The organism is Bradyrhizobium sp. KZN70725 (assembly GCF_055264925.1).
The window spans coordinates 89,076-108,269 of sequence record NZ_JBUYWT010000024.1 but is presented as its reverse complement, the minus strand read 5'-3'; the positions used below and the strand labels follow the sequence as shown (position 1 = coordinate 108,269).

Annotated in this window: 19 protein-coding genes and 1 pseudogene; 11 read left to right on the top strand and 9 right to left on the bottom strand. The window is 65.4% G+C overall.

Going from position 1 to position 19,194, the window contains the following annotated elements:
- Positions 1–173 precede the first annotated feature (173 nt).
- Positions 174–524 (top strand): hypothetical protein, encoded by a 351-nt coding sequence (locus ACZBJS_RS23080; RefSeq protein WP_057017007.1) that lies wholly within the window; start codon positions 174–176, stop codon positions 522–524.
- Between the two features lie 22 nt (positions 525–546).
- Here the strand turns inward: ACZBJS_RS23080 and ACZBJS_RS23075 are convergent.
- A pseudogene (locus tag ACZBJS_RS23075) lies at positions 547–1,441 on the bottom strand (LysR family transcriptional regulator).
- Between the two features lie 116 nt (positions 1,442–1,557).
- On the opposite strand from ACZBJS_RS23075, the gene ACZBJS_RS23070 reads away from it, so the two are divergent.
- On the top strand, positions 1,558–2,436 hold the full coding sequence (locus ACZBJS_RS23070) for an NmrA family NAD(P)-binding protein (protein ID WP_316394033.1): 879 nt from the start codon (positions 1,558–1,560) through the stop codon (positions 2,434–2,436).
- A 224-nt stretch (positions 2,437–2,660) separates the two neighbouring features.
- Here the strand turns inward: ACZBJS_RS23070 and ACZBJS_RS23065 are convergent, their stop codons facing one another.
- The 3 genes from ACZBJS_RS23065 to ACZBJS_RS23055 all read right to left on the bottom strand — a co-directional run bounded on the left by ACZBJS_RS23065 (position 2,661) and on the right by ACZBJS_RS23055 (position 5,061).
- Positions 2,661–3,371 (bottom strand): type 1 glutamine amidotransferase, encoded by a 711-nt coding sequence (locus tag ACZBJS_RS23065; protein ID WP_316394035.1) that lies wholly within the window; start codon positions 3,369–3,371, stop codon positions 2,661–2,663.
- Between the two features lie 85 nt (positions 3,372–3,456).
- Positions 3,457–4,395 (bottom strand): hypothetical protein, encoded by a 939-nt coding sequence (locus tag ACZBJS_RS23060; protein WP_316394126.1) that lies wholly within the window; start codon positions 4,393–4,395, stop codon positions 3,457–3,459.
- 177 nt (positions 4,396–4,572) lie between these two features.
- Positions 4,573–5,061 (bottom strand): Lrp/AsnC family transcriptional regulator, encoded by a 489-nt coding sequence (locus ACZBJS_RS23055; protein ID WP_016847653.1) that lies wholly within the window; start codon positions 5,059–5,061, stop codon positions 4,573–4,575.
- Between the two features lie 126 nt (positions 5,062–5,187).
- On the opposite strand from ACZBJS_RS23055, the gene ald reads away from it, so the two are divergent.
- Positions 5,188–6,303 (top strand): alanine dehydrogenase, encoded by a 1,116-nt coding sequence (ald, locus tag ACZBJS_RS23050; protein ID WP_316394036.1) that lies wholly within the window; start codon positions 5,188–5,190, stop codon positions 6,301–6,303.
- Positions 6,304–6,549: 246 nt separating this feature from the next.
- On the opposite strand, the gene ACZBJS_RS23045 is transcribed toward ald, so the two are convergent.
- Positions 6,550–7,338: an IclR family transcriptional regulator gene (locus ACZBJS_RS23045; protein ID WP_463439214.1), complete on the bottom strand. Its 789-nt coding sequence runs from the start codon at positions 7,336–7,338 to the stop codon at positions 6,550–6,552.
- A 146-nt stretch (positions 7,339–7,484) separates the two neighbouring features.
- On the opposite strand from ACZBJS_RS23045, the gene leuC reads away from it, so the two are divergent.
- The 6 genes from leuC to ACZBJS_RS23015 are packed head-to-tail and all read left to right on the top strand — an operon-like array spanning position 7,485 to position 13,432.
- The gene (gene leuC / locus ACZBJS_RS23040; RefSeq protein ID WP_316394039.1) at positions 7,485–8,888 is read left to right on the top strand and encodes a 3-isopropylmalate dehydratase large subunit; all 1,404 of its coding nucleotides are present in this window, start codon (positions 7,485–7,487) and stop codon (positions 8,886–8,888) included.
- 3 nt (positions 8,889–8,891) lie between these two features.
- Entirely contained in the window at positions 8,892–9,542 is a 651-nt protein-coding gene (gene leuD, locus ACZBJS_RS23035) for a 3-isopropylmalate dehydratase small subunit (protein WP_141340738.1), read from the top strand.
- Positions 9,539–10,672 (top strand): 3-isopropylmalate dehydrogenase, encoded by a 1,134-nt coding sequence (leuB, locus tag ACZBJS_RS23030; RefSeq protein ID WP_141340766.1) that lies wholly within the window; start codon positions 9,539–9,541, stop codon positions 10,670–10,672. Before leuD ends, leuB begins: the two co-directional genes overlap by 4 nt.
- Complete coding sequence (locus ACZBJS_RS23025) at positions 10,672–11,733, top strand: ABC transporter substrate-binding protein (protein WP_316394041.1); 1,062 nt, start codon at positions 10,672–10,674, stop codon at positions 11,731–11,733. The genes leuB and ACZBJS_RS23025 overlap by 1 nt, the downstream gene beginning before the upstream one ends.
- Complete coding sequence (locus tag ACZBJS_RS23020) at positions 11,730–12,563, top strand: ABC transporter ATP-binding protein (RefSeq protein ID WP_316394042.1); 834 nt, start codon at positions 11,730–11,732, stop codon at positions 12,561–12,563. Before ACZBJS_RS23025 ends, ACZBJS_RS23020 begins: the two co-directional genes overlap by 4 nt.
- A complete protein-coding gene (locus ACZBJS_RS23015) occupies positions 12,560–13,432 on the top strand; it encodes an ABC transporter permease (RefSeq protein ID WP_028333286.1) in 873 nt (290 codons plus the stop codon). The genes ACZBJS_RS23020 and ACZBJS_RS23015 overlap by 4 nt, the downstream gene beginning before the upstream one ends.
- 49 nt (positions 13,433–13,481) lie before the next feature.
- Here the strand turns inward: ACZBJS_RS23015 and ACZBJS_RS23010 are convergent, their stop codons facing one another.
- Positions 13,482–13,658, bottom strand: a complete 177-nt coding sequence (locus tag ACZBJS_RS23010) for a hypothetical protein (protein WP_168857282.1) — start codon at positions 13,656–13,658, stop codon at positions 13,482–13,484.
- A gap of 218 nt (positions 13,659–13,876) precedes the next feature.
- On the opposite strand from ACZBJS_RS23010, the gene ACZBJS_RS23005 reads away from it, so the two are divergent.
- A complete protein-coding gene (locus ACZBJS_RS23005; RefSeq protein WP_057016905.1) occupies positions 13,877–14,134 on the top strand; it encodes a hypothetical protein in 258 nt (85 codons plus the stop codon).
- 92 nt (positions 14,135–14,226) lie between these two features.
- Positions 14,227–15,732 (top strand): CYTH and CHAD domain-containing protein, encoded by a 1,506-nt coding sequence (locus ACZBJS_RS23000; protein WP_316394044.1) that lies wholly within the window; start codon positions 14,227–14,229, stop codon positions 15,730–15,732.
- Between the two features lie 11 nt (positions 15,733–15,743).
- On the opposite strand, the gene ACZBJS_RS22995 is transcribed toward ACZBJS_RS23000, so the two are convergent.
- From ACZBJS_RS22995 to ACZBJS_RS22985, 3 genes are all read right to left on the bottom strand, one after another.
- Positions 15,744–15,917, bottom strand: coding sequence for a hypothetical protein (locus ACZBJS_RS22995; protein WP_316394045.1), 174 nt, complete (start codon positions 15,915–15,917; stop codon positions 15,744–15,746).
- 93 nt (positions 15,918–16,010) lie between these two features.
- Positions 16,011–17,552 carry a galactarate dehydratase gene (gene garD / locus ACZBJS_RS22990; RefSeq protein ID WP_463439213.1) on the bottom strand — a complete coding sequence of 514 codons (1,542 nt, stop codon included), beginning with the start codon at positions 17,550–17,552 and terminating at the stop codon, positions 16,011–16,013.
- A 188-nt stretch (positions 17,553–17,740) separates the two neighbouring features.
- Positions 17,741–19,189 carry an aldehyde dehydrogenase family protein gene (locus ACZBJS_RS22985; protein ID WP_463439212.1) on the bottom strand — a complete coding sequence of 483 codons (1,449 nt, stop codon included), beginning with the start codon at positions 19,187–19,189 and terminating at the stop codon, positions 17,741–17,743.
- Positions 19,190–19,194: the final 5 nt, after the last annotated feature.

Here is a 19,194-nt window from a genome sequence, read left to right as displayed (position 1 = left end):
CTATACTTTCGTCGGCCGTAGTCTTCCGGCATCCCGTCTGGCCCTGCTCTTGCATCGTTCAATGTCAGGTGCTGGGGCGCGGATGTGTCGTGTTCTCGCCTGCGGCGGCAGCGTCGCAGGCGAGCAGTCTGTGACGCGCCCGCAGCTGGACAGACGCTTACGGAGACGACGACATGCACGCCATCACGCGTGCGGCACTGCTGCTCGGGACGATGTGGCTGACATCGCCGACCCTGGCGCGGGACGACGGCCGCTACGCCAATTCACCGCTAAAGCCCTGGTTCGAAAGCCTGCACAGCGGCTATGGACAATGCTGCTCGGATGCTGACGGCTATGTGGTCGCCGATCCCGACTGGGAGTCGGATCACGGCCACTATCGCGTGCTCATCGACAATGAATGGGTTGTCGTGCCGAACGAGGCGGTGATCACCGAGCCGAACAAGGTCGGGCGCACCATGGTGTGGAAGCACTATATCGACGGCCACCCGCGCGTGCGCTGCTTCATGCCGGGCAGCATGACCTGAGGCGCATCGTCCGGGCTGCAACTCAGGCCGGCGGGACGAACACCCGGTTCGGGAATGCCTGCTCGACGACGTCGAGAAACGCGCGAACCTTTGCGCCGACCAGCCGTCGCGAGCTCTGCAGTGCCCAGATATCGACCGGAGGTCTGGCATCCGTTCCCCAATAGGCAAGCCGACCCGCGGCAATGTCGTCATCGACCAGCAGCTTCGGCAGCAGTGCCGCGCCCGCGCCTGCGAGCACCGCATCGCGCATCATCAGCATCGATGAGAGACGCAGCATTGGCCGCGGCCTGAGCATCATTTCTTCGCGTTCATGTCGGATGCGCCAGAGCGTGTCCAGCGGCGTCTGCAACATCAGAACGGCATCGACGGAGACGCCATTCGGATCGCGCGCGGCGGTCGTCGGCCGTTGTCGATCGGGATGCGCCACGACGAGCAGTTCGTCGCTGAGGAAGCGGCGGCCGACCAGACGTTCATCCGCTGACGGGTTGATGCGGATGACGAGGTCATAGCCGTCCTCGACCGGGTCGACCAGGCGATCCTCGCGACGATCTCGAGCTGGACGTCGGGATAGGCGTGCGCAAAGCGCGCACCGATCCGGCCGAACGCGACATGGGCAGCAAGACCGGCGCACTGACCCGCAAGCGGCCGCGCGGCGTCGACGCGCCGAGCACCACGGCTTCGCCGGCCTCGGCGATGTCGGACAGCGGACCGCTGGTACGCTCGTGCAGCGCGCGGCCCTCATCGGTCAGTCGCAGACTCTGCGAACCCCGCTCGATCAAGCGGACGCCGAGACTCTGTTCCAGTTCGGCGACGCGGCGGGACAGCGTGGCCTTGGCCCGTCCGGAAGCGCGGCTGGCGCGGCCGAACCCGCCATGCGCGGCCACCAGGTTGAAATCGGTGAGCGCCTGAAGGTCCATCGAAATGTTCCATATTCGAAACGGTCTGTTCAGATAATGCCATCTTCAAAGGAAAATTGGAACGGATAGCTTCTCTGCAACGGCAGACGGTCTGCCCCAAAAGAGGAGCATTCGACATGGCCATTCTGGTGACAGGCAGCACGGGCACCATCGGCACCCAGGTTCTCAATCATCTCGCCGGTCAGGGCGTCGAGGTTCGGGCCCTGACGCGTTCGCCCGGCAAGACGCAATTTCCGCAGCACGTGACGGCGGTTCGCGGCGATCTTGCCGACGTGGATTCGGTCCGCGCGGCGCTCATTGGCGTCAGCACGCTTTTCCTGCTGGTTCCGAACGCCGCCGACGAACTGACGCAGGCGATGCTGACGTTGACTGCCGCGCGCGAGGCCGGCGTCAAGGGCATCGTCTATCTCTCGGTGTTCAAGGGCGAGGCCTATGCGGACGTGCCGCATTTCGCCGGCAAGCACACGGTCGAGCGGATGATCGAGGCGCTCGATCTTCCCGCGACTGTCCTGCGTCCGGCCTATTTCATCCAGAACGATCTTCGGCTGAAGGAGCCGCTGCTGAACTTCGGCGCCTACGGCATGCCGATCGGCGCGAAGGGCATCTCGATGGTCGATATCCGCGACATCGGCGAGGCGGCCGCGATCGAGCTGCTGCGCCGCGAGCGCGCGTCCGCCCCGCTCGGCCGCGAGACTTACGCGCTGGTTGGCCCCGACGTCGTGACCGGCGAGGGCGCGGCTGCGATCTGGCGCGATGAGCTTGGCCGCGCGATAAGCTATGGCGGCGACGATCTCGCAGCGATGGAGCAGCGTTTCAAGGCAGCGATGCCGGCATGGCTCGCGCTCGACATGCGCCTCATGTTTGGCCGGTACCAGAGCGACGGCGCGGTCGCGACGGCCGACGAGCTGGCACGCCTGACGAAGCTGCTCGGCCGCGCGCCGCGGGCCTATCGCGATTTCGCCCGCGACGCCGCCGCGCAGTGGCACAAGGGCTAGCTGCGAATGAAAGGCTTTACAGCGAAGCAAGCGCTTCCTTCAGCTCTCCCCCGCGTGCGGGGAGAGGTCGCATCGCATCGAAGATGCGATGCGGGTGAGGGGGGAGCCTCCGCGAATTTTTCTGGCTCCGTTGACGTGGTGACAGCCCCTCACCCCAACCCTCTCCCCGTAAGAACGGGGCGAGGGAGCGCAGTTCCGTTGCGGCCGCCAAGCGAACACGATGTCTAGTTGCTACGGCGCACGAGGAAGCGCGTGATCACGCCGCCAAGCGTGGCGTGGTCGAGCGGTTCGGTGAGCGAAGTCTTGGCGGCTTCGATCAGGGCATCCGGCGCGAGGCCGCGGCGCAGGTCGCACAGCGCGTCGGCATAGTCGGCGGTGAATTCCGGATGCGGCTGCACCGACAGCGTCGTGCCGTTGGCGTAGAGCAGGGCGGCGTGCGGCGTGAACCCGGACGAGAGGATGGTGCGCGCTGAGGCGGGCGGGGTGATCACCTGGTCCTGATGCGAGCAGGCGACGGCGATCGTCTCGCCGTCGATCAGTCCGTTGTCCGGCGCGATCCGATAGACATGGCGTCCGATGCCCCAGCCTTTCTCGGATTTGCGCACCGTGCCGCCGAGCGCCTGCGCGATCAGCTGATGGCCGAAGCAGACGCCGACGGTTGGAATGCGCTTGTCATGGGCCGTGCGCACGAAGGCTTCGAGCGGCGCGATCCACGCGACGTCGTCGTAGACGCCGGTGGCCGATCCCGTGATCAGGATCGCATCCAATGCGACCGGATCCGGCAGCGTCTCGCCATTGGCGAGGCTGACGACGTCGCAGGTAACAGAGGAATCGGCGGTGGCTACCATCCGCTGAAACATCTGCGGATAGCTGCCGTGGCGCTCGCGGAATTGCGGACTGACGAGCCCGGTTTCGATGATGGTGATGCGGGGCATGGAACGCGCTGACAGATGAGCGGGGATGCCTCAGCCTTTACTCCGAAAGCACTGGCGGCGACAAGCCGCGCGCGGCGGTCGCCGATCAATTCCGCGACGGTGCCGCCGCGTCGATCGTGGCGGTGTGCTGCGCTGTCGGCGCCGGCGTCGTTGCGACGATCACGGGCTCGGTGCGGTAGCGCGGCAGCTGATCCTCGAGCGAGTAGCCGACGCAGAGCGCGAGGCTCGACCAGACCGCCATGCTGAAATACAGCGACATCCAGGCGATCTCCTCGCGCCACTCGGCGATGTCGTGGGTCACGACCCAGCGCCGGCTGACGTCGCGCAAGCCTTCCAGCGGATGCAGCAGCGTGCCGCCGGCGGCGAGGTTGGCGCGCCAGCGATTCAGATACATCGGGACGTCGACGGTCATCAGGAAGGCGAGGAAGGCGGCGATGCCGAGGATCGCGACGATGAAGGCCCAGCGCACCGGGCCATGAAACTCCGGCAGCAGCCGGCACAGCGCGATCCCGACCAGGAAGAACACCACCGCCCAGATCGAGTTCTCGATCGCGTTGCAGAGATAATGGGTGGTCAGCACCGCATACCAGGAGAAGCATTCCGCGATCACGATCAGCGGCACGATGATCCAGGCGATGTTCACGGTGGTCTCGGCGCCGGTCATGGTGCCGAGCTGATGCAGGATGATCGCCCATTGCGCGGCGAAGCAAACCTCGGCGACGGTGGCGACGGTGCGGCCGACCACGACGCTCGACAGCCAGGTGTCGAACAGGCAGATGCGCTGCACGTCGGCGCGCGGCAGGACCGAGCGGAAGGCACAGCCGAACACATAGGCCGCGCACAGCAGCATCATCAGGCCGATGCCCGAGGTGTTGCTGAAGCTGCCATTGGCTTGTTCATTGAACTGGCGGTAGAGCGCGAACCAGATCGCGATATTGGCGGCGCTGACGAGGCTCAAGAAGCCCCACCACCGGACCACTGGATTTGACCAAGCCAGCGAAACCGGCCGTGCCCGCCACTCCATGCTCATTCACCGCTCCACGTGTAACCGAATTGATATTGAACTGTAGCAATTCTGTCATAGAAGCCGGCGAATCACGAACTAAAAATTGCGTGTGGGAGCGAGCCGGGCAGATCCGATTATGACAGTGCCCGATTGTGACAGTGCGCGATTGTGACAGTGCGCGATGGCGCGTGACCGTCAGCCGCGCAGCGCCGTCTCGGGAATGGTGCGGCGAACCACCTCGCGCATCGCGAAGCTGGAATGGATGCGGGCGACTCCCGGCATCCGCGACAGATGCTGCTTGTGGATGCGCTCGAAGTCGGCGATGTCGCGGGCGATCACCTGCAGATGATAATCGTCGCTGCCCGACATCAGATGGCAGGACACGACGTCGGGACAGCGCGCGATCGCAGCTTCGAAGGCTGCGAGATAATCCTCGCTCTGCTTCTCCAGCGTGATGGTGACGACGACGGTCGTCACCAAGCCCAGCGCCGATGGTTCGAGGTCGACGCGATAGCCGCGGATCACGCCGATCTCCTCGAGATGGCGGATGCGCCGCGCGCAGGCGGTCGGCGACAACCCGACCTTCTCGGCAAGCTCGATTTGGCTGGCGCGGGCATCAGCGACCAGCTCGGCGAGGATTCTGAGGTCGATACGATCGAGACCGTCCACGCAGATTTCCTTCAAGAGCTGAGCTGAATGCGAAGGATATGGGCGTATTTTGCTGTGAGCAAGCCGGAAATCGCTGAGAAACGCCATGTGACGGGGCATAGCCTTGACGACGGCGGAAACGAATCCTTCAAGGAGCGGACCATGCGCATCGGCGTGCCCAAGGAAATCAAGGTCGAGGAATATCGGGTCGGGCTGACGCCTGCCTCGGTGCGGGAATATGTGGCGCACGGCCACGAGGTCGTGGTCCAGCGCGGCGCCGGTGACGGCATCGGTGCCGGCGACGACGTCTACACGCAGGCCGGCGCGCGGATCGCCGATACCGCCGAAGAGGTGTTTTCCGTCGCCGAGATGATCGTGAAAGTGAAGGAGCCGCAGCCGTCCGAATGGATCAGGCTGCGCGAGGGACAGATCCTCTTCACCTATCTGCATCTCGCGCCCGATGTGCCGCAGACCGCGGGTCTGATCGCCTCCGGCTGCACGGCGGTGGCCTATGAGACGGTGACCGACGCACATGGCGGACTGCCGCTGCTCGCGCCGATGAGCGAAGTCGCCGGGCGGCTCGCGATCGAGGCCGCGGGCGCCGCGCTGCGCAAATCCGCCGACGGCATGGGCAAGCTGCTCGGTGGCGTGCCCGGCGTTCCGCCGGCGCGGGTTGCGATCATCGGCGGCGGCGTGGTCGGCACCCATGCGGCGCGGATGGCGGCAGGCCTTGGCAGCGAAGTCACCATTCTCGACCGCTCGTTGCCGCGGCTGCGCGCGCTCGACGACCTCTTCCTCGGCCGCGTCCGCACCCGTTACGCCACGCTGGAAGCGATCGAGCAAGAAGTCTTCGCGGCTGATGTTGTGATCGGCGCGGTGCTGGTGCCGGGCGCCAGCGCGCCAAAGCTGGTGTCGCGCGCGCAGCTTGCAGGCATGAAACGCCGCGCGGTGCTGGTCGACGTCGCGATCGACCAGGGCGGCTGCTTCGAGACCTCGAAGCCGACCACGCATCAGGCGCCGACTTACCTCGTTGACGACATCGTGCATTATTGCGTCGCCAACATGCCGGGCGCGGTGCCGGTCACCTCGAGCCACGCGCTCAACCACGCCACGCTGCCGTTCGGCTTGGCGCTGGCCGCGAAGGGACTGCGTGCGCTGGTCGAGGATCCGCATCTGCGCGCCGGCCTCAACGTGCATCGCGGCCGCATCACCAACCGCGCCGTCGCCGAAAGCCAGCATCTGTCGGCCGTGATGCCGGAAGAAGCGCTGGCGTCGTAGGAAATTCGAAAGATCTAACTGCAGCGCGGGTCCCAACCTCCCCTTCAAAAGGGGAGGTCGCTTTGCTCGCCAGAGCAAAGCGGGTGGGGATCAACTCTCTCCACATAGAGCGTCGCCTGCGGCTGACCCCCATCCCGACCTTCCCCCTTTCAGGGGGAAGGAGAAGACAGATATTTAGTCCGAATGCTTCGCTTCATCCGGGCTACGGCTCCGTCATCCGCACGACGCGTTATGCGTCCCAAGAGGTCATTTCTCAACGAATTTTGGCCCGGCTTCATCTGTCAATTCCGTCAGCCGGCTCTGCATGACTTCAATGATGTGCGCGCGCTTTGCCGCGATACGTTCGATGGGGCCGCCGATGCCGATAGCCAGCGGAGCGCGTCGCTTTGGCAGGGGAACGAGCATGCCTATTGTGTTTGCGCCTGGCGTCGTGCGGCCGCCTGTCTCGGAAAAGCCGCGGCGGCGAATGCGCTCGACCTCTTCGAGAAAGGCGGATTCGCGAACGCGCGCCGACTGACTCGGCTCCTCGGCATTGTTGCGCCGGATAATGCCGCGAATTTTGGTGTTCGGCATTTGGCTCAGCAGCACATGTCCGAGGGCGGTCCGCACCATCGGTCGTATTTGACCGGCTTGTGCCGTGTACTGAAGCTGAGAGCCGCCGGGGACAACGTGCAGATATTGCATCCCGGCGGCGCCGGCCTGTTGTCCGAGCATGACGGTTTCGCCGCCCGTCGCGGTCCAGAGTTCCTCCATCAGATCGGTGAGCTTGGTATCACGGAACGGGGAACGACGGATCCAGTCACCCAGCAGATTGACCCGGTAGCTCGGGATGAAGAGCCGGGTGTTTCGCTCGTATTCCAGGTAGTTCAATTCAACGAGACATCGAAGCAACACTGACGTGCTCGATTGCGGCATCTCCAACGCGGACGATATTTCGGTCACGGAAGCAGCCCGCTTTGTTTTCCGAAAGAACTCCAGAACTGCAAACGTCCGCATGGCCGATTTGACGATGGCCGTCTTATTCGGATTCGGCATGGCTGGCTCCTCGGTGGGTCAAGTACCACACCTCCATCACATATGTGATGTTAGGGCAAAACTGCTTCACTTGACGACAACTTTGGCCCAGATTGGCGCCAATAAGATCAAGCCGCATGGAAACGCACAGAGCAGGGGAAGGCGGAATGCCCGGCCGAAGTTTGCTCGAGAAGATCTGGGACCAGCATGTCATTGCTCGCCTCAGCGAAGACACAGACCTCCTTCATATCGACCGCCATCTGCTGCACGATCTCGGCGGCTCGCGGGGCCTGCTCGATCTCAAGAGCCGGGGCCTCAATGTCCACAATCCCGAACTGACCTTTGCAACGCCGGATCACGCGCTGTCGACGGCGCCGGGCCGCGCCGGAACTAGCAAGATCGGACTGGAATTGCTGGCGGCGCTGCGGGTCGAGACCTCGGCGAGCGGCATCACGCTGTTCGACGTCGATCAGCCCGGCCAGGGCATCGTCCACGTCATCGGTCCGGAGCTCGGCCTGAGCCTGCCGGGCGCGACCATCGTCTGCGGCGACAGCCACACCTGCACCCATGGCGGCTTGGGGGCGCTCGCCTTCGGCATCGGGTCGAGCGAGCTCACCCATGTGCTGGCGACGCAGGCGCTGATCCAGCGCCGCCCGAAGACGATGCGCGCGCGCTTCGAGGGTAAGCTGCCGCTCGGCGTCACCGCCAAGGACATGATCCTGGCGCTGATCGGCCATATCGGCGCCGCCGGCGGCACCGGCTATGCGGTCGAATATGCCGGCAGTGCGATCCGCGCGCTGCCGATCGAGGGCCGGCTCACGATCTGCAACCTCTCGATCGAGCTCGGCGCCAAGATGGGAATGGTGGCACCGGACGAGAAGACGTTCGAATTCCTGCGCGGCCGTCCCTATGCGCCGCAAGGCGAGATGTGGGATCTCGCGGTGAAAGCGTGGCACGAACTGTCGAGCGATCCCGACGCGGTGTTCGACCGCGAGGTCGTGATCGATGTCGAGAAGATCATCCCGCAGGTGACCTGGGGCATCAGCCCCGAGCACGTCGTCGGCGTCGACGGCGTGATTCCCGACCCGAAGGCGGTCGACGATCCCTTGCGGCGCGCCGCGATCGAGACTGCGCTCGAGTATATGGGCCTGCAAGGCGGGGCGCCGATCGCGGGCACGCCGGTCGATTGGGTGTTCATCGGCTCCTGCACCAACAGCCGGCTCAGCGATCTGCGCGCCGCGGCCGAGGTCGCGCGCGGCCGCAAGGTCGCGGCCGGGGTCCGCGCCTGGGTGGTGCCGGGTTCCGAGAACGTCAAGCGCGAGGCGGTCGCCGAAGGGCTCGACAAGATCTTTATCGACGCCGGCTTCGAGTGGCGCGAGCCGGGCTGCTCGATGTGCCTGGCCGCTAATGGCGAGGTGGTGGCGCCCGGGCAGCGCTCGGTCTCGACCTCGAACCGCAATTTCGTCGGCCGGCAGGGGCCGCGCGCGCGGACGCATCTGGCGAGCCCCGCGAGCGCCGCGGCATCCGCGATTGCCGGCGCGATCGCCGATGTCAGGATGATGGGACGCTAGAGCATGCCAAAGCCGTTCGACAAGCTCACCGCAACCGCCGCGCCGATCATGCGCGGCAATATCGATACCGACGTCATCATCCGCATCGAGCGGCTGGTGGGCAATTCGATCCGCGGCACGCTCGGTAAATGGGCGTTCGGCTCGCTGCGCTATCTGCCCGACGGCTCGGAGAATCCGGAGTTCATCCTGAACCGCGAGCCGTACCGCGAGGCGGAGATTTTGGTGACCGGGCCGAATTTCGGCTGCGGCTCCTCGCGCGAGGGCGCGGTGTGGTCGCTGCAGGAGCGCGGCATCCGCGCCATCATCGGCTCCGGCTTCGGCGACATCTTCTTCGCCAACTGCTTCCAGAACGGAATCCTGCCCGTCATCGTCGACAAGGCGGTGGTCGATCAGCTTGCCGCCGACATCGAGGCGACGCAGGGCGCGGGCAAGGTCTCGATCGACCTCGAGGCCCAGACCGTCGTCTCGCCGTCGGGCGCGCGGCATTCGTTCGAGATCGATCCGCGGCGGCGCGAGGGGCTATTGAAGGGGCTCGACGAGGTGGCGCTGACGCTGCAGCGCGACGACGAGATCCGCGCCTTCCAGGCCTCCGACCGCGCGGCGCGGCCATGGATTCATTCGACAACGACACCCGCTTCAAGGACACCGGCATGAGCACGCAATCCAATATGGTCAAGGTCGCCGTCGTCGGCGGCGAGGGCATCGGCCCCGAGGTCACCGCGCAGTCGCGCCGCGTGCTCGACTGGTTCGCGGCGAAGCGCGGCGTTCCGATGACGCTGCGCGAGGCGCAATACGGCCTGATCCCGTATCTGGCGACCGGCAAGGTGCTGCCCGAGGACACCGCCGAGGCGATGGACGAGGCCGATGCGATCCTGTGGGGTGCGACCGGCGGGCCGGAGACCACCGAAGTGCCGGCCGCGGCACGCAAGGCCGGCAGTCTGCTCGGCCTGCGCAGCAAATACGATCTCTATGCCAATCTGCGGCCGATCGTGGCGAGCCCGGCCCTGTCGGCCTCCGCGCCACTCAAGGCCGAGGTGCTCGACGGCGTCGATTTCGTCATCATCCGCGAATTGACCAGCGGCATCTATTTCGGCGAGCCGCGCGGCATCGAGACGCTGCACGACGGCCAGCGCCGCGGCTTCAACACCGAGCAATACACCACGAACCAGATCCGCCGCGTGGCGCGCTCGGCCTTCGAGCTGGCGCGGACCCGGCGCAACAAGGTCTGCTCGGTCGACAAGGCCAATGTGCTGGAGACCAGTGTGGTCTGGCGCGAGGAGGTGATCAAGCTGCACAAGGAGGAGTTCTCCGATGTCGAGCTGACCCATCTCTATGTCGACAACGCCGCGATGCAGATCGTGCGCGAGCCGCGGCAGTTCGACGTGATGGTGACCGGCAACATCTTCGGCGACATCCTGTCGGACTGCGCGGCGATGGCTTCGGGCTCGCTCGGCATGCTGCCGTCGGCCTCGCTCGGCCCGGTCGATCGCTTCGGCCGGCGCAAGGCGCTCTATGAGCCGGTGCATGGCAGCGCGCCCGACATCGCGGGCAAGGGCATCGCCAATCCGCTCGGTTCGATCCTGAGTGTCGCGATGCTGCTGCGCCTGACGCTGAACCGGCCGGAGGACGCCGACCTGCTCGAGAAGGCGGTGCAGGCCGCGCTGGCCTCCGGCGCCCGCACGGCCGATATCGCCGAGGCCGGGGCGAAAAAGCTGTCGACTGTCCAGATGGGCGATGCGGTGCTCGGCGCACTCGACAGGATCTCGGCCAAGGAGCACGCGTGATGGCGCGCCTCACCATGCCCCACATTTCAAGGCGATCGGCGCTGACGGTCATCGCCGCCGGCGGCGCCGCGCTGGCGACCGGGCGTGCGTGGGCGCAGGCGGCCGCGGGCCGCGCGATCTATCCGGTCGCGGTGCCAGTCTATCAGACGCAGTTCGTCGCCGACCGTATAGGCTACTTCAAGGAGGCCGGGCTCGACTGCAAGCTGGTGCAGGGCGGCAGCGGCGTGAAGACCCGCGAGATCATAGCCTCGTCGCAGGGCGATATCGGCATCGGCGACGTCACCCATCCGATGCAGCTGACCAATCACGGCCGCGCCGCGCGCGTGCTGTTGCCGGTCGACACGCGATCGAACTCGGTGATGTTCATTATCCGCAAGGACCTGAAGGACCAGGGCATCAACTCGCTGGAGGCGTTCACGCAATGGAAGCGGCCCGATGGCCGCAAGCCGATCGTCTCGGTCTCCTCGCTCGGCGGCACCAACCATGTCTGGTCGTCCTACTATATGGAAACCATGGGGCTTGACGACAAGGTGACCTGGATCGGCACCGGCAATGTCGACACCATGCTGGGATCGCTGAAGTCGAAGCAGGTCGATATCCTCGTCAGCTCGCTGTCGCTGTTGAACGAGGCACAGCAGCAGGGCTGGGGCGAATTGCTGTTCGATGGCACCGACGAGGCGATCTGGAACAAGCATATCGGCGGCAAGGTGCCGGCCACGGCGCATTTCACGCTGCAAGCCACCATCGACAAGGACCCGGCCAAGATGCAGGCCTACGTCACCGCGCTGTGGCGGGCCTCGCAGTGGATCAAGACCCACAAGCCGACCGAGGTCTATGACGCCATCGAGCCCTACGTCGGCAGCACCTCGCGCGACGCCAATCTGCTCGAGATCACGGCGATCCAGAAGGTTGCGGACTATGAGGGCACGATCGATGCCGCGAGCTTCGCGCGCGGCGAGAAGGTCTGGTTCCGCGAGATGACCGGCATCAAGCCGCTCAAGATCGCCGACGTGGTCAATTCCAACCTGATCGAAGCGGCGCGAAAGGCCTATCCGGGTTGAGCGCGCTCGAGACAAGCGCAACCGTATCGCCACGCGCCTCGGCCGATCGGCGCGTCGAGGTCAAGGGTCTGAGCAAGTCGTTCCAGCTCGCCAAAACCACGATCGAGGCCGTGCGCGACGTGACCTTCGACGTCCGCCGCGGCGAGTTTGTCGCGCTGCTCGGGCCGTCGGGCTCCGGCAAGAGCACCGTGCTCAACATGATCGCCTCGCTGATCCGCCCGACCGCCGGCGAGATCCTGATCGACGGCAAGCGCGTCGTCGCCGGCAAGGCGACGCCCAACGTCGGCTACGTCTTCCAGCGCGACACGCTGTTTCCGTGGCGGACCGTCGGCGACAATATCGGCTACGGGCTGGAGCTATCAGGCGTGCCGGCTCACGAACGGAAGGAGCGCATCGCCGAATGCGTCGCGCAAGCCGGCCTGAAGGGATTCGAGAACGCCTATCCGTCGGCGCTGTCGGGCGGCATGCGGCAGCGCGCGGCGCTGATGCGGACGCTGATCGTCGAGCCGCAGATACTCCTGATGGACGAGCCGTTCGGCGCGCTCGACACCCACACCAAGATCGACATGCACGAGGTGCTGCTCCGGATCTGGGAGCGCGAGCAGCAGACCGTGCTGTTCGTGACCCACGATCTCGGCGAGGCGTTGACATTGGCCGACCGCATCATCCTGTTCTCGGCGCGGCCGGGCCGGATCAAGGACAGGTTCGAGGTCGATTTCGACCGCCCGCGCGATGCGGTGAAGGTGCGCGAAACCCCGCATTACGCCGAGCTGTTCCAGCATATCTGGCATTCGCTGGGCGAGGAATTCGTCAGGGGCCGCAGCGCATGAAGAGGTACGGCACGCTCGGTACGGTCGGCTGGCAGGTCCTGATCTGCGCAGTCGTGCTGTCGGTCTGGCAATGGGGCTACGACCTCCGCACCAAACTGCCCTGGCTGGTGCCCGACCTGCTCGATCCCTACTTCATCTCGAAGCCGTCGATGATCTTCGACAACTTCCTGATCCAGAGCTGCCTGACCTCGAAGCTCGGCGCCTTCAACAGCTGGTTCAACGGCGACTTCGGAAAGTGCCTGGCGCGCAACGAGAACAACCTCTGGGCCGCGACCGCCATCACCCTGAAGAATACCTTCTTCGGCTTTGTCACCGGCGTGGTCAGCGGCTTCGTCGCCGGACTGATCCTGGGACGATCCGATCGGCTGAGCGCGATCTTTCAGCCCTTCATCACCGCGGTGAATTCGATCCCGCGGATCGCGCTGGCGCCGATCATCGTGCTGGCATTCGGGATCGGCGACATGTCGAAGATCGTGACGTCGTGGATCGTCGTCGTGTTCCTGGTGTTCTTCAACACTTTCGAGGGCGCGCGCTCGATCGACGAAGGCTTCACCAACGCCGCGCGGCTGCTCGGCGCCAGCGAATGGCAGATCACCCGGACGGTGGTGATCCCCTCGACCATGGCCTGGGTGTTCGCTTCGCTGACGCCTGCGATCTCCTTCGCGCTGATCGGCGTGATCGTCGGCGAGTTCATCGGCGCCGAGCGCGGCATCGGTCGCCTCATCATCGAATCGGAGGCGCGCGGCGAGGCCTCGGGCATGATGGTTGCTGTCGTGGTGCTGATGCTGGTCGGTGTGGTGCTGTCGGCGATCATCTGGCGGCTGCAGGCCTATCTGTTGCGCTGGCAGCGGCAACGCAGCGCCGAATAGGCCGCGGGGCCGTGGCGACGTCGCATTTGCCGCCACGGCTGGCCCGGATCTAGGCTGCATTTTCCGATGGCGAGGTCTCGCCGTCGAGCCAGTCCTGTTCCTTTGCCAGCGCGCGCCAAGCCGCTTCCATTCGCTTGAAGCGATTGTAGGTCGGCCCGTCGTCGGCACGCTCGGCAAGTTGCGCGCAGTTCTCCGCATTGTCGCGGAAGTGCTGTGACTGTTTCATGGAACGTCCTCCTATTAGTTAAGGACGTGGGACATCAATTCAGGCTATTCAACGCGTGGAACATGGGTATTTCGCCACACAGATGAATGCCTGTTCAGCGAGTTCCCGGTGCGATATTTCGCAACTGAGCGTGAGCAATTGCAGCACGGTCGATACAGGAACGGTGCGTCGCACTCGACGTTCCTCCTTCACGTCGCAACTGGAGGAGGAGAGACGGCATGAGGACGTATCTGCTAACCGCGGCCATGGTGACCGCGATCGCATCGCCTGTGTTCGCCGATGATATCGGTGTCCGCGCAGGTCCCGTCGGCGCAGGCGTAACGGTTGGTCGGGCACCCGAATATCGCGATCGCGATCGTGATCGCACCACGGTGATCAGGGAGCGTGAGCCGCGCCATGACCGGACCACGGTCATCAAGAAGCGGGACGAATTCGGCAATCGCAGCAAGACCGTCATCCATAACGACGACGATTGACGCCAACTCAGGCGATCTTGTGTGAGCATGAACGTCCGTCGCTGACCTCGTCACGGCGGACGTTTGCTTGGTGCCCCAGGCATGGAGCGACGATGGCGGCCGAGACGGAGCTCAAATTCCACGTTCCCGCGCGCAAGCTCAAGGGACTGAAGAAACCGCTGGTCGCCGGCAGCAAGAGCGGTGCACCATCCGAGAGCGATCTCGTCTCGACCTATTTCGACACCGCGAAGCACAAGCTCAAGCGGCACGGACTGACGTTGCGCGTGCGGCGGGATGGCGGCAACTATGTTCAGACTATCAAGTCGGGAGCGGGTCCGCAGTTTGAACGGGGCGAATGGGAGACCGACCTTGCGGACGGACACTTCGACCTCGACAAGGCCGAGGGTACGCCGCTCGAAGACCTCGCGTCTGGCAGGCTGCGTCGCAAGCTGAAACCGGTATTCGAGACGTCGGTGCGGCGTATCACCGTGCCGCTGCGGACCAAACGCAGCGAGATCGAACTCGCGATCGATCGCGGCTACACCACGGCCGGGCACCGTTCGCGCCGAATCGACGAGGTCGAACTCGAACTCAAGAGCGGCCGCCCGCTCGACCTGTTCCGGGTCGCAAGGGCGCTGGAGCGGAAGGCGGCAGCGGAGCTCGATCTGCGCTCGAAAGCCGAACACGGCTATGAACTTGCCGATGGCGAGGAGCATGTCGTCGTCTCCGCCGGGAGCATCGTGCTCGACGCCGGACTTACCGCCGGCGCGGCGTTCCGGGGGATCGCGCGCGCCGCGCTTCGTCACCTCTCGTCGAATGCCGAGGCCGTCCGCGAGGGCGAGGCGGAAGGCATTCACCAAATGCGGGTCGGGTTGCGGCGGCTGCGCGCCGCGATCTCGCTGTTCTCGAAGGTCCTGACCGTGGGTCCGACGGAAGAGATCAAGACGCAGCTGAAGTGGCTCACCAACGCGCTCGCGCCGGCGCGCGAGCTTGACGTGTTCGTCAAGGAAGATATCGAGCCAGCGTCGCATGACGCGCTGCTGCGGCGCGGCGGCAAAGCGATCCGGCAGGAATTTTCCGGCCGCCGTGATCGCGCATTTGCCGGCGCGAGGCACGCGGTCAATTCGCAGCGCTATCGGTCCATGCTGATCGATACGTTGCAATGGATCGAGGCAAAGCAGACCGTTGCCGCGGAGGACGAAGGCGGTCCGATCGAGGAATTCGCCGCCGCGCTGCTGCATCGCCGCATCAGGAAGCTGCGCGAGGATGGCCGGCGTCTCGACGGGCTGTCGGCGCAGGAGCGGCACAAGCTGCGCATCAGGGCCAAGAAGCTCAGATACGCGATCGACTTCTTCGAAAGCCTGTTTCCGCGCAAGGGTGAGCGCAAGCAACTCGCGCGGCTGTCCAGGCACCTGAAGCGGGTCCAGGATGCGCTTGGCTCGCTCAACGATTTTGTCGCGCACCGCAAGCTGGCGGTCGATGCGACGCTGAAGTCCCCGCATCGGAAGGAGCGCGCCAGCGCCTTCGCCTCGGGCGTTGTGCTTGGCCGAGAGGAACAGGCGGTCAAGCCGCTGATCAAGGTCGCCGCCAGGGAAGTGCGAGGACTAAAAACGTTTTGACGACCGGACGTCTATGTCGCTGGCGGTGCCGCCGATTGTCTCTCCCGCTCGGCCGCAGCGATCTGGTTGCGACATTCCTCCGCGTAGGCACGCAGGCGCTCGACGGTCAACGAGTCGATGCCAGTGCGTGCCAGCCGCTCGGCGCGGTCGGCCTGATCTTTGAGATCATCGGTTGCCCGGGTCATGTGTGCCTCCACGCCCAGACAATTTGAATCGAATTGCGACGTTCCCCGGCCGATCGGGACGTGGCTAACGGGTGGTTAAGGAGCCGTGGATGCTCAGGTCACCGGCGCCGGGTTGAACAGCGTCAGATCGTTGTGGATGCCCCAGCGGTCCGACCACGGCTTGGTGCGCCCGCTGGCGACGTCGAGGATCAGGCGGAACAGGTCCCAGCCGGTTTCCTCGATGGTCTTCTCGCCGGTGGCGATGCAGCCGGCGTCGAAATCGATCAGGTCCTTCCAGCGCCGTGCCAGCTCGCTGCGGGTGGCGACCTTGATGACCGGCGCGGCGGCCAGGCCATACGGCGTGCCGCGGCCGGTGGTGAACACCTGCAAGGTCATGCCGGAGGCGAGCTGCAGCGTGCCGCAGACGAAGTCGCTCGCCGGCGTCGCCGCAAACAGCATGCCCTTCTGCCGCGCCTTCTCGCCCGGCGACAGTACGCCCGCGATCGGGCCGGAGCCCGACTTGACGATCGAGCCGAGCGACTTTTCGACGATGTTGGCAAGGCCGCCCTTCTTGTTGCCCGGCGTGGTGTTGGCGCTGCGGTCGGCGCCGCCGCGGGCCAGATAGGCGTCATACCATTCCATCTCGCGGATCAGCGCGTGGCCGACATCCTCGTTGACGGCACGGCGAGTCAGCAGCTGGATCGCGTCGCGCACCTCGGTGACTTCCGAGAACATCACAGTCGCGCCGGCGCGAACCAAAAGATCGGCGGCAAAGCCCACCGCGGGGTTCGCGGTCACGCCGGAGAACGCGTCGCTGCCGCCGCATTGCAGGCCGATCACAAGATCGGCGGCCGGGCAGATCTCGCGCTTGCGGGCGTTGAGCACCTTCAGCCGGGCCTCGGCCTGGGTCATGATGGCGTCGACGATGGCGCCGAAGCCGTCAAACGCTTCGTCCTGCATCCGCACGATGGCATCGCCGACGCCCTCCGGCACCAGCCGTTCCGGCGCGAGCTTCTCGCAGCCGAGGCCGACGACGAGGATCTCGCCGCCGAAGTTCGGATTGAGCGCGAGATTCTGCAGGGTGCGGATCGGCACCACGGCGTCGGGTGCGGTGATCGCGACGCCGCAGCCATAGGCGTGCGTCAACGGCACGACGTCGTCGACATTGGGATATTTCGGCAAGAGCTCGGCGCGGATGCGCTTCACGGCATATTCCATCGTGCCCTTGACGCATTGCACGGAGGAGGAGATGCCGAGGATGTTCTTGGTGCCGACCGAGCCGTCGGGATTGCGATAGCCCTCGAAGGTGAAGCCTTCGAGCGGCGGCAGCGCGGGCGGCACCGCGGTCGCGATCTCGAGCTGATCGAGCGGTGGCGCCTCGGGCATGCGGATACGGGCCTCGTCGACCCACTCACCGGCCAGGATCGGCGACAGCGCCGTGCCGATCACTTCGCCATAGCGGATGATCGGGGCGCCCTCGGCGATGTCTTCCAGCGCGGTCTTGTGGCCTTGCGGCACGAAAGCGCGCAGCGTCAGGCCCGAGGCGAAGCGGGAGCCGGCCGGCAGGCCGAAATCATTCACGACGATCGCGACATTGTCGCGCTCGTTGAGCTTGATGTAGCGGGGCTGCTCCTGGGCGCCGATCGACTGGTCCATGCCGTATTCCTCCTGGCTTCACTTCACCTCTCCCGCTTGCGGGGGAGGTCGGATCGCATCGAATGATGCGATCCGGGTGGGGGTCTCTCCACAGCATGACTCGCGGGGAGAGCCCCCACCCCAATTCTCCCCCGCAAGCGGGAGAGGGGGTGCAGCGTCTTACGCGGCTGCACTCTGTTTCAACTGCTTCAGCCCGGGAACGTGTAAGCCGTCTTCACCGTGGTGTAGAACTCGCGGGCATAGGCACCCTGTTCGCGTGCGCCGTAGCTCGAGCCTTTGCGGCCGCCGAACGGGACGTGATAGTCGACGCCGGCGGTCGGCAGGTTGACCATCACCATGCCGGCCTCGCTGTTGCGCTTGTAGTGCGAGGCGTATTTCAGGCTTGACGTGCAGATGCCCGAGGCAAGGCCGAATTCGGTGTCGTTGGAGATCGCCAGCGCCTCTTCATAATCCTTGGCGCGGATCACGCAGGCGACCGGGCCGAAGATCTCCTCGCGGGCGATCCGCATCTGGTTGTTCGCCTCGGTGAACAGCGCCGGCTGCAGATAGAAGCCGGGCGTCTCGCGGTTCAACAATTCGCCGCCCCAGTGCAGGCGGGCGCCTTCGTCCTGACCGATCTTGATGTAGCGCAGATCCTGGTCGAGCTGGCTCTGGTCGACGACCGGGCCGACATGTACGCCGCTCTTCAGCGCGTCGTCCACCGAAAGTCCCTTCATGCGCTCGGTCATCGCGGCGACGAAGCGGTCGTGAATCCCCGCGGTGACGATCAGGCGCGAGGATGCGGTGCAGCGCTGGCCGGTCGAGAAATAGGCCCCGTTGACCGCGACCTCGACCGCGACCTTCACGTCGGCGTCGTCGAGCACGACCAGCGGGTTCTTGCCGCCCATCTCGAGCTGGAACTTCTTCATGGGGTTGGAGAGCACGCAGGCCTGCGCGATCTTGCGGCCGGTCTGCACCGAGCCGGTGAAGGAGATCGCGGCGACATCGGGATGATCGAGCAGAGTCTGGCCGACCACCGAGCCCGAGCCGACCACGAGATTGAAGACCCCCGCCGGAATGCCGGAACGCGCAATGATCTCGGACAGCGCATGGGCGGAGCCCGGCACCAGCTCGGCCGGCTTGAACACCACGGCGTTGCCGTAACACAGCGCCGGCGCGATCTTCCACGCCGGGATCGCGATCGGGAAATTCCACGGCGTGATCATGCCGACAACGCCGACCGGCTCGCGGGTGGTCTCGACGTCGAGGCCGGGGCGCACCGATGCGCCCTTCTCGCCCATTAGCCGCAGCGCTTCGCCGGCAAAGAACGCAAAGATCTGCCCGGCGCGCGCCACCTCGCCGATGCCTTCCGGCAGCGTCTTGCCCTCCTCGCGGGCGAGCAGGCGGCCGAGCTCTTCCTTGCGGGCGAGGATTTCGACCGAGATCCTGGTCAGCGCATCGAAGCGCTCCTGCGGCGTCGAGCGCGCCCAGGTCGGGAATGCGGCCTTCGCGGCGGCGATCGCATTTTCGGTCTGCGCCTTGTCGGCCTTGGCGTATTCGCCGACGACATCGGTCGTGTTGGAGGGGTTGATGTCCCGCGTGATGCCTGTTCCGTCGACCCATTCGCCGGCGATGAAGTTCTTCTGGTGAGCGGTCATGTTTC

Excerpts from the sequence above, each read along its gene's own strand:
- ACZBJS_RS23080 (WP_057017007.1), top strand. The coding sequence starts at position 174 with ATGCACGCCATCACGCGTGCGGCACTGCTGCTCGGGACGATGTGGCTG.
- ACZBJS_RS23070 (WP_316394033.1), top strand. The coding sequence starts at position 1,558 with ATGGCCATTCTGGTGACAGGCAGCACGGGCACCATCGGCACCCAGGTT.
- ACZBJS_RS23065 (WP_316394035.1), bottom strand. The coding sequence starts at position 3,371 with ATGCCCCGCATCACCATCATCGAAACCGGGCTCGTCAGTCCGCAATTC.
- ACZBJS_RS23060 (WP_316394126.1), bottom strand. The coding sequence starts at position 4,395 with ATGGAGTGGCGGGCACGGCCGGTTTCGCTGGCTTGGTCAAATCCAGTG.
- ald (WP_316394036.1), top strand. The coding sequence starts at position 5,188 with ATGCGCATCGGCGTGCCCAAGGAAATCAAGGTCGAGGAATATCGGGTC.
- ACZBJS_RS23045 (WP_463439214.1), bottom strand. The coding sequence starts at position 7,338 with ATGCCGAATCCGAATAAGACGGCCATCGTCAAATCGGCCATGCGGACG.
- leuC (WP_316394039.1), top strand. The coding sequence starts at position 7,485 with ATGCCCGGCCGAAGTTTGCTCGAGAAGATCTGGGACCAGCATGTCATT.
- leuD (WP_141340738.1), top strand. The coding sequence starts at position 8,892 with ATGCCAAAGCCGTTCGACAAGCTCACCGCAACCGCCGCGCCGATCATG.
- leuB (WP_141340766.1), top strand. The coding sequence starts at position 9,539 with ATGAGCACGCAATCCAATATGGTCAAGGTCGCCGTCGTCGGCGGCGAG.
- ACZBJS_RS23025 (WP_316394041.1), top strand. The coding sequence starts at position 10,672 with ATGGCGCGCCTCACCATGCCCCACATTTCAAGGCGATCGGCGCTGACG.
- ACZBJS_RS23015 (WP_028333286.1), top strand. The coding sequence starts at position 12,560 with ATGAAGAGGTACGGCACGCTCGGTACGGTCGGCTGGCAGGTCCTGATC.
- ACZBJS_RS23010 (WP_168857282.1), bottom strand. The coding sequence starts at position 13,658 with ATGAAACAGTCACAGCACTTCCGCGACAATGCGGAGAACTGCGCGCAA.
- ACZBJS_RS23005 (WP_057016905.1), top strand. The coding sequence starts at position 13,877 with ATGAGGACGTATCTGCTAACCGCGGCCATGGTGACCGCGATCGCATCG.
- ACZBJS_RS23000 (WP_316394044.1), top strand. The coding sequence starts at position 14,227 with ATGGCGGCCGAGACGGAGCTCAAATTCCACGTTCCCGCGCGCAAGCTC.
- ACZBJS_RS22995 (WP_316394045.1), bottom strand. The coding sequence starts at position 15,917 with ATGACCCGGGCAACCGATGATCTCAAAGATCAGGCCGACCGCGCCGAG.
- garD (WP_463439213.1), bottom strand. The coding sequence starts at position 17,552 with ATGGACCAGTCGATCGGCGCCCAGGAGCAGCCCCGCTACATCAAGCTC.
- ACZBJS_RS22985 (WP_463439212.1), bottom strand. The coding sequence starts at position 19,189 with ATGACCGCTCACCAGAAGAACTTCATCGCCGGCGAATGGGTCGACGGA.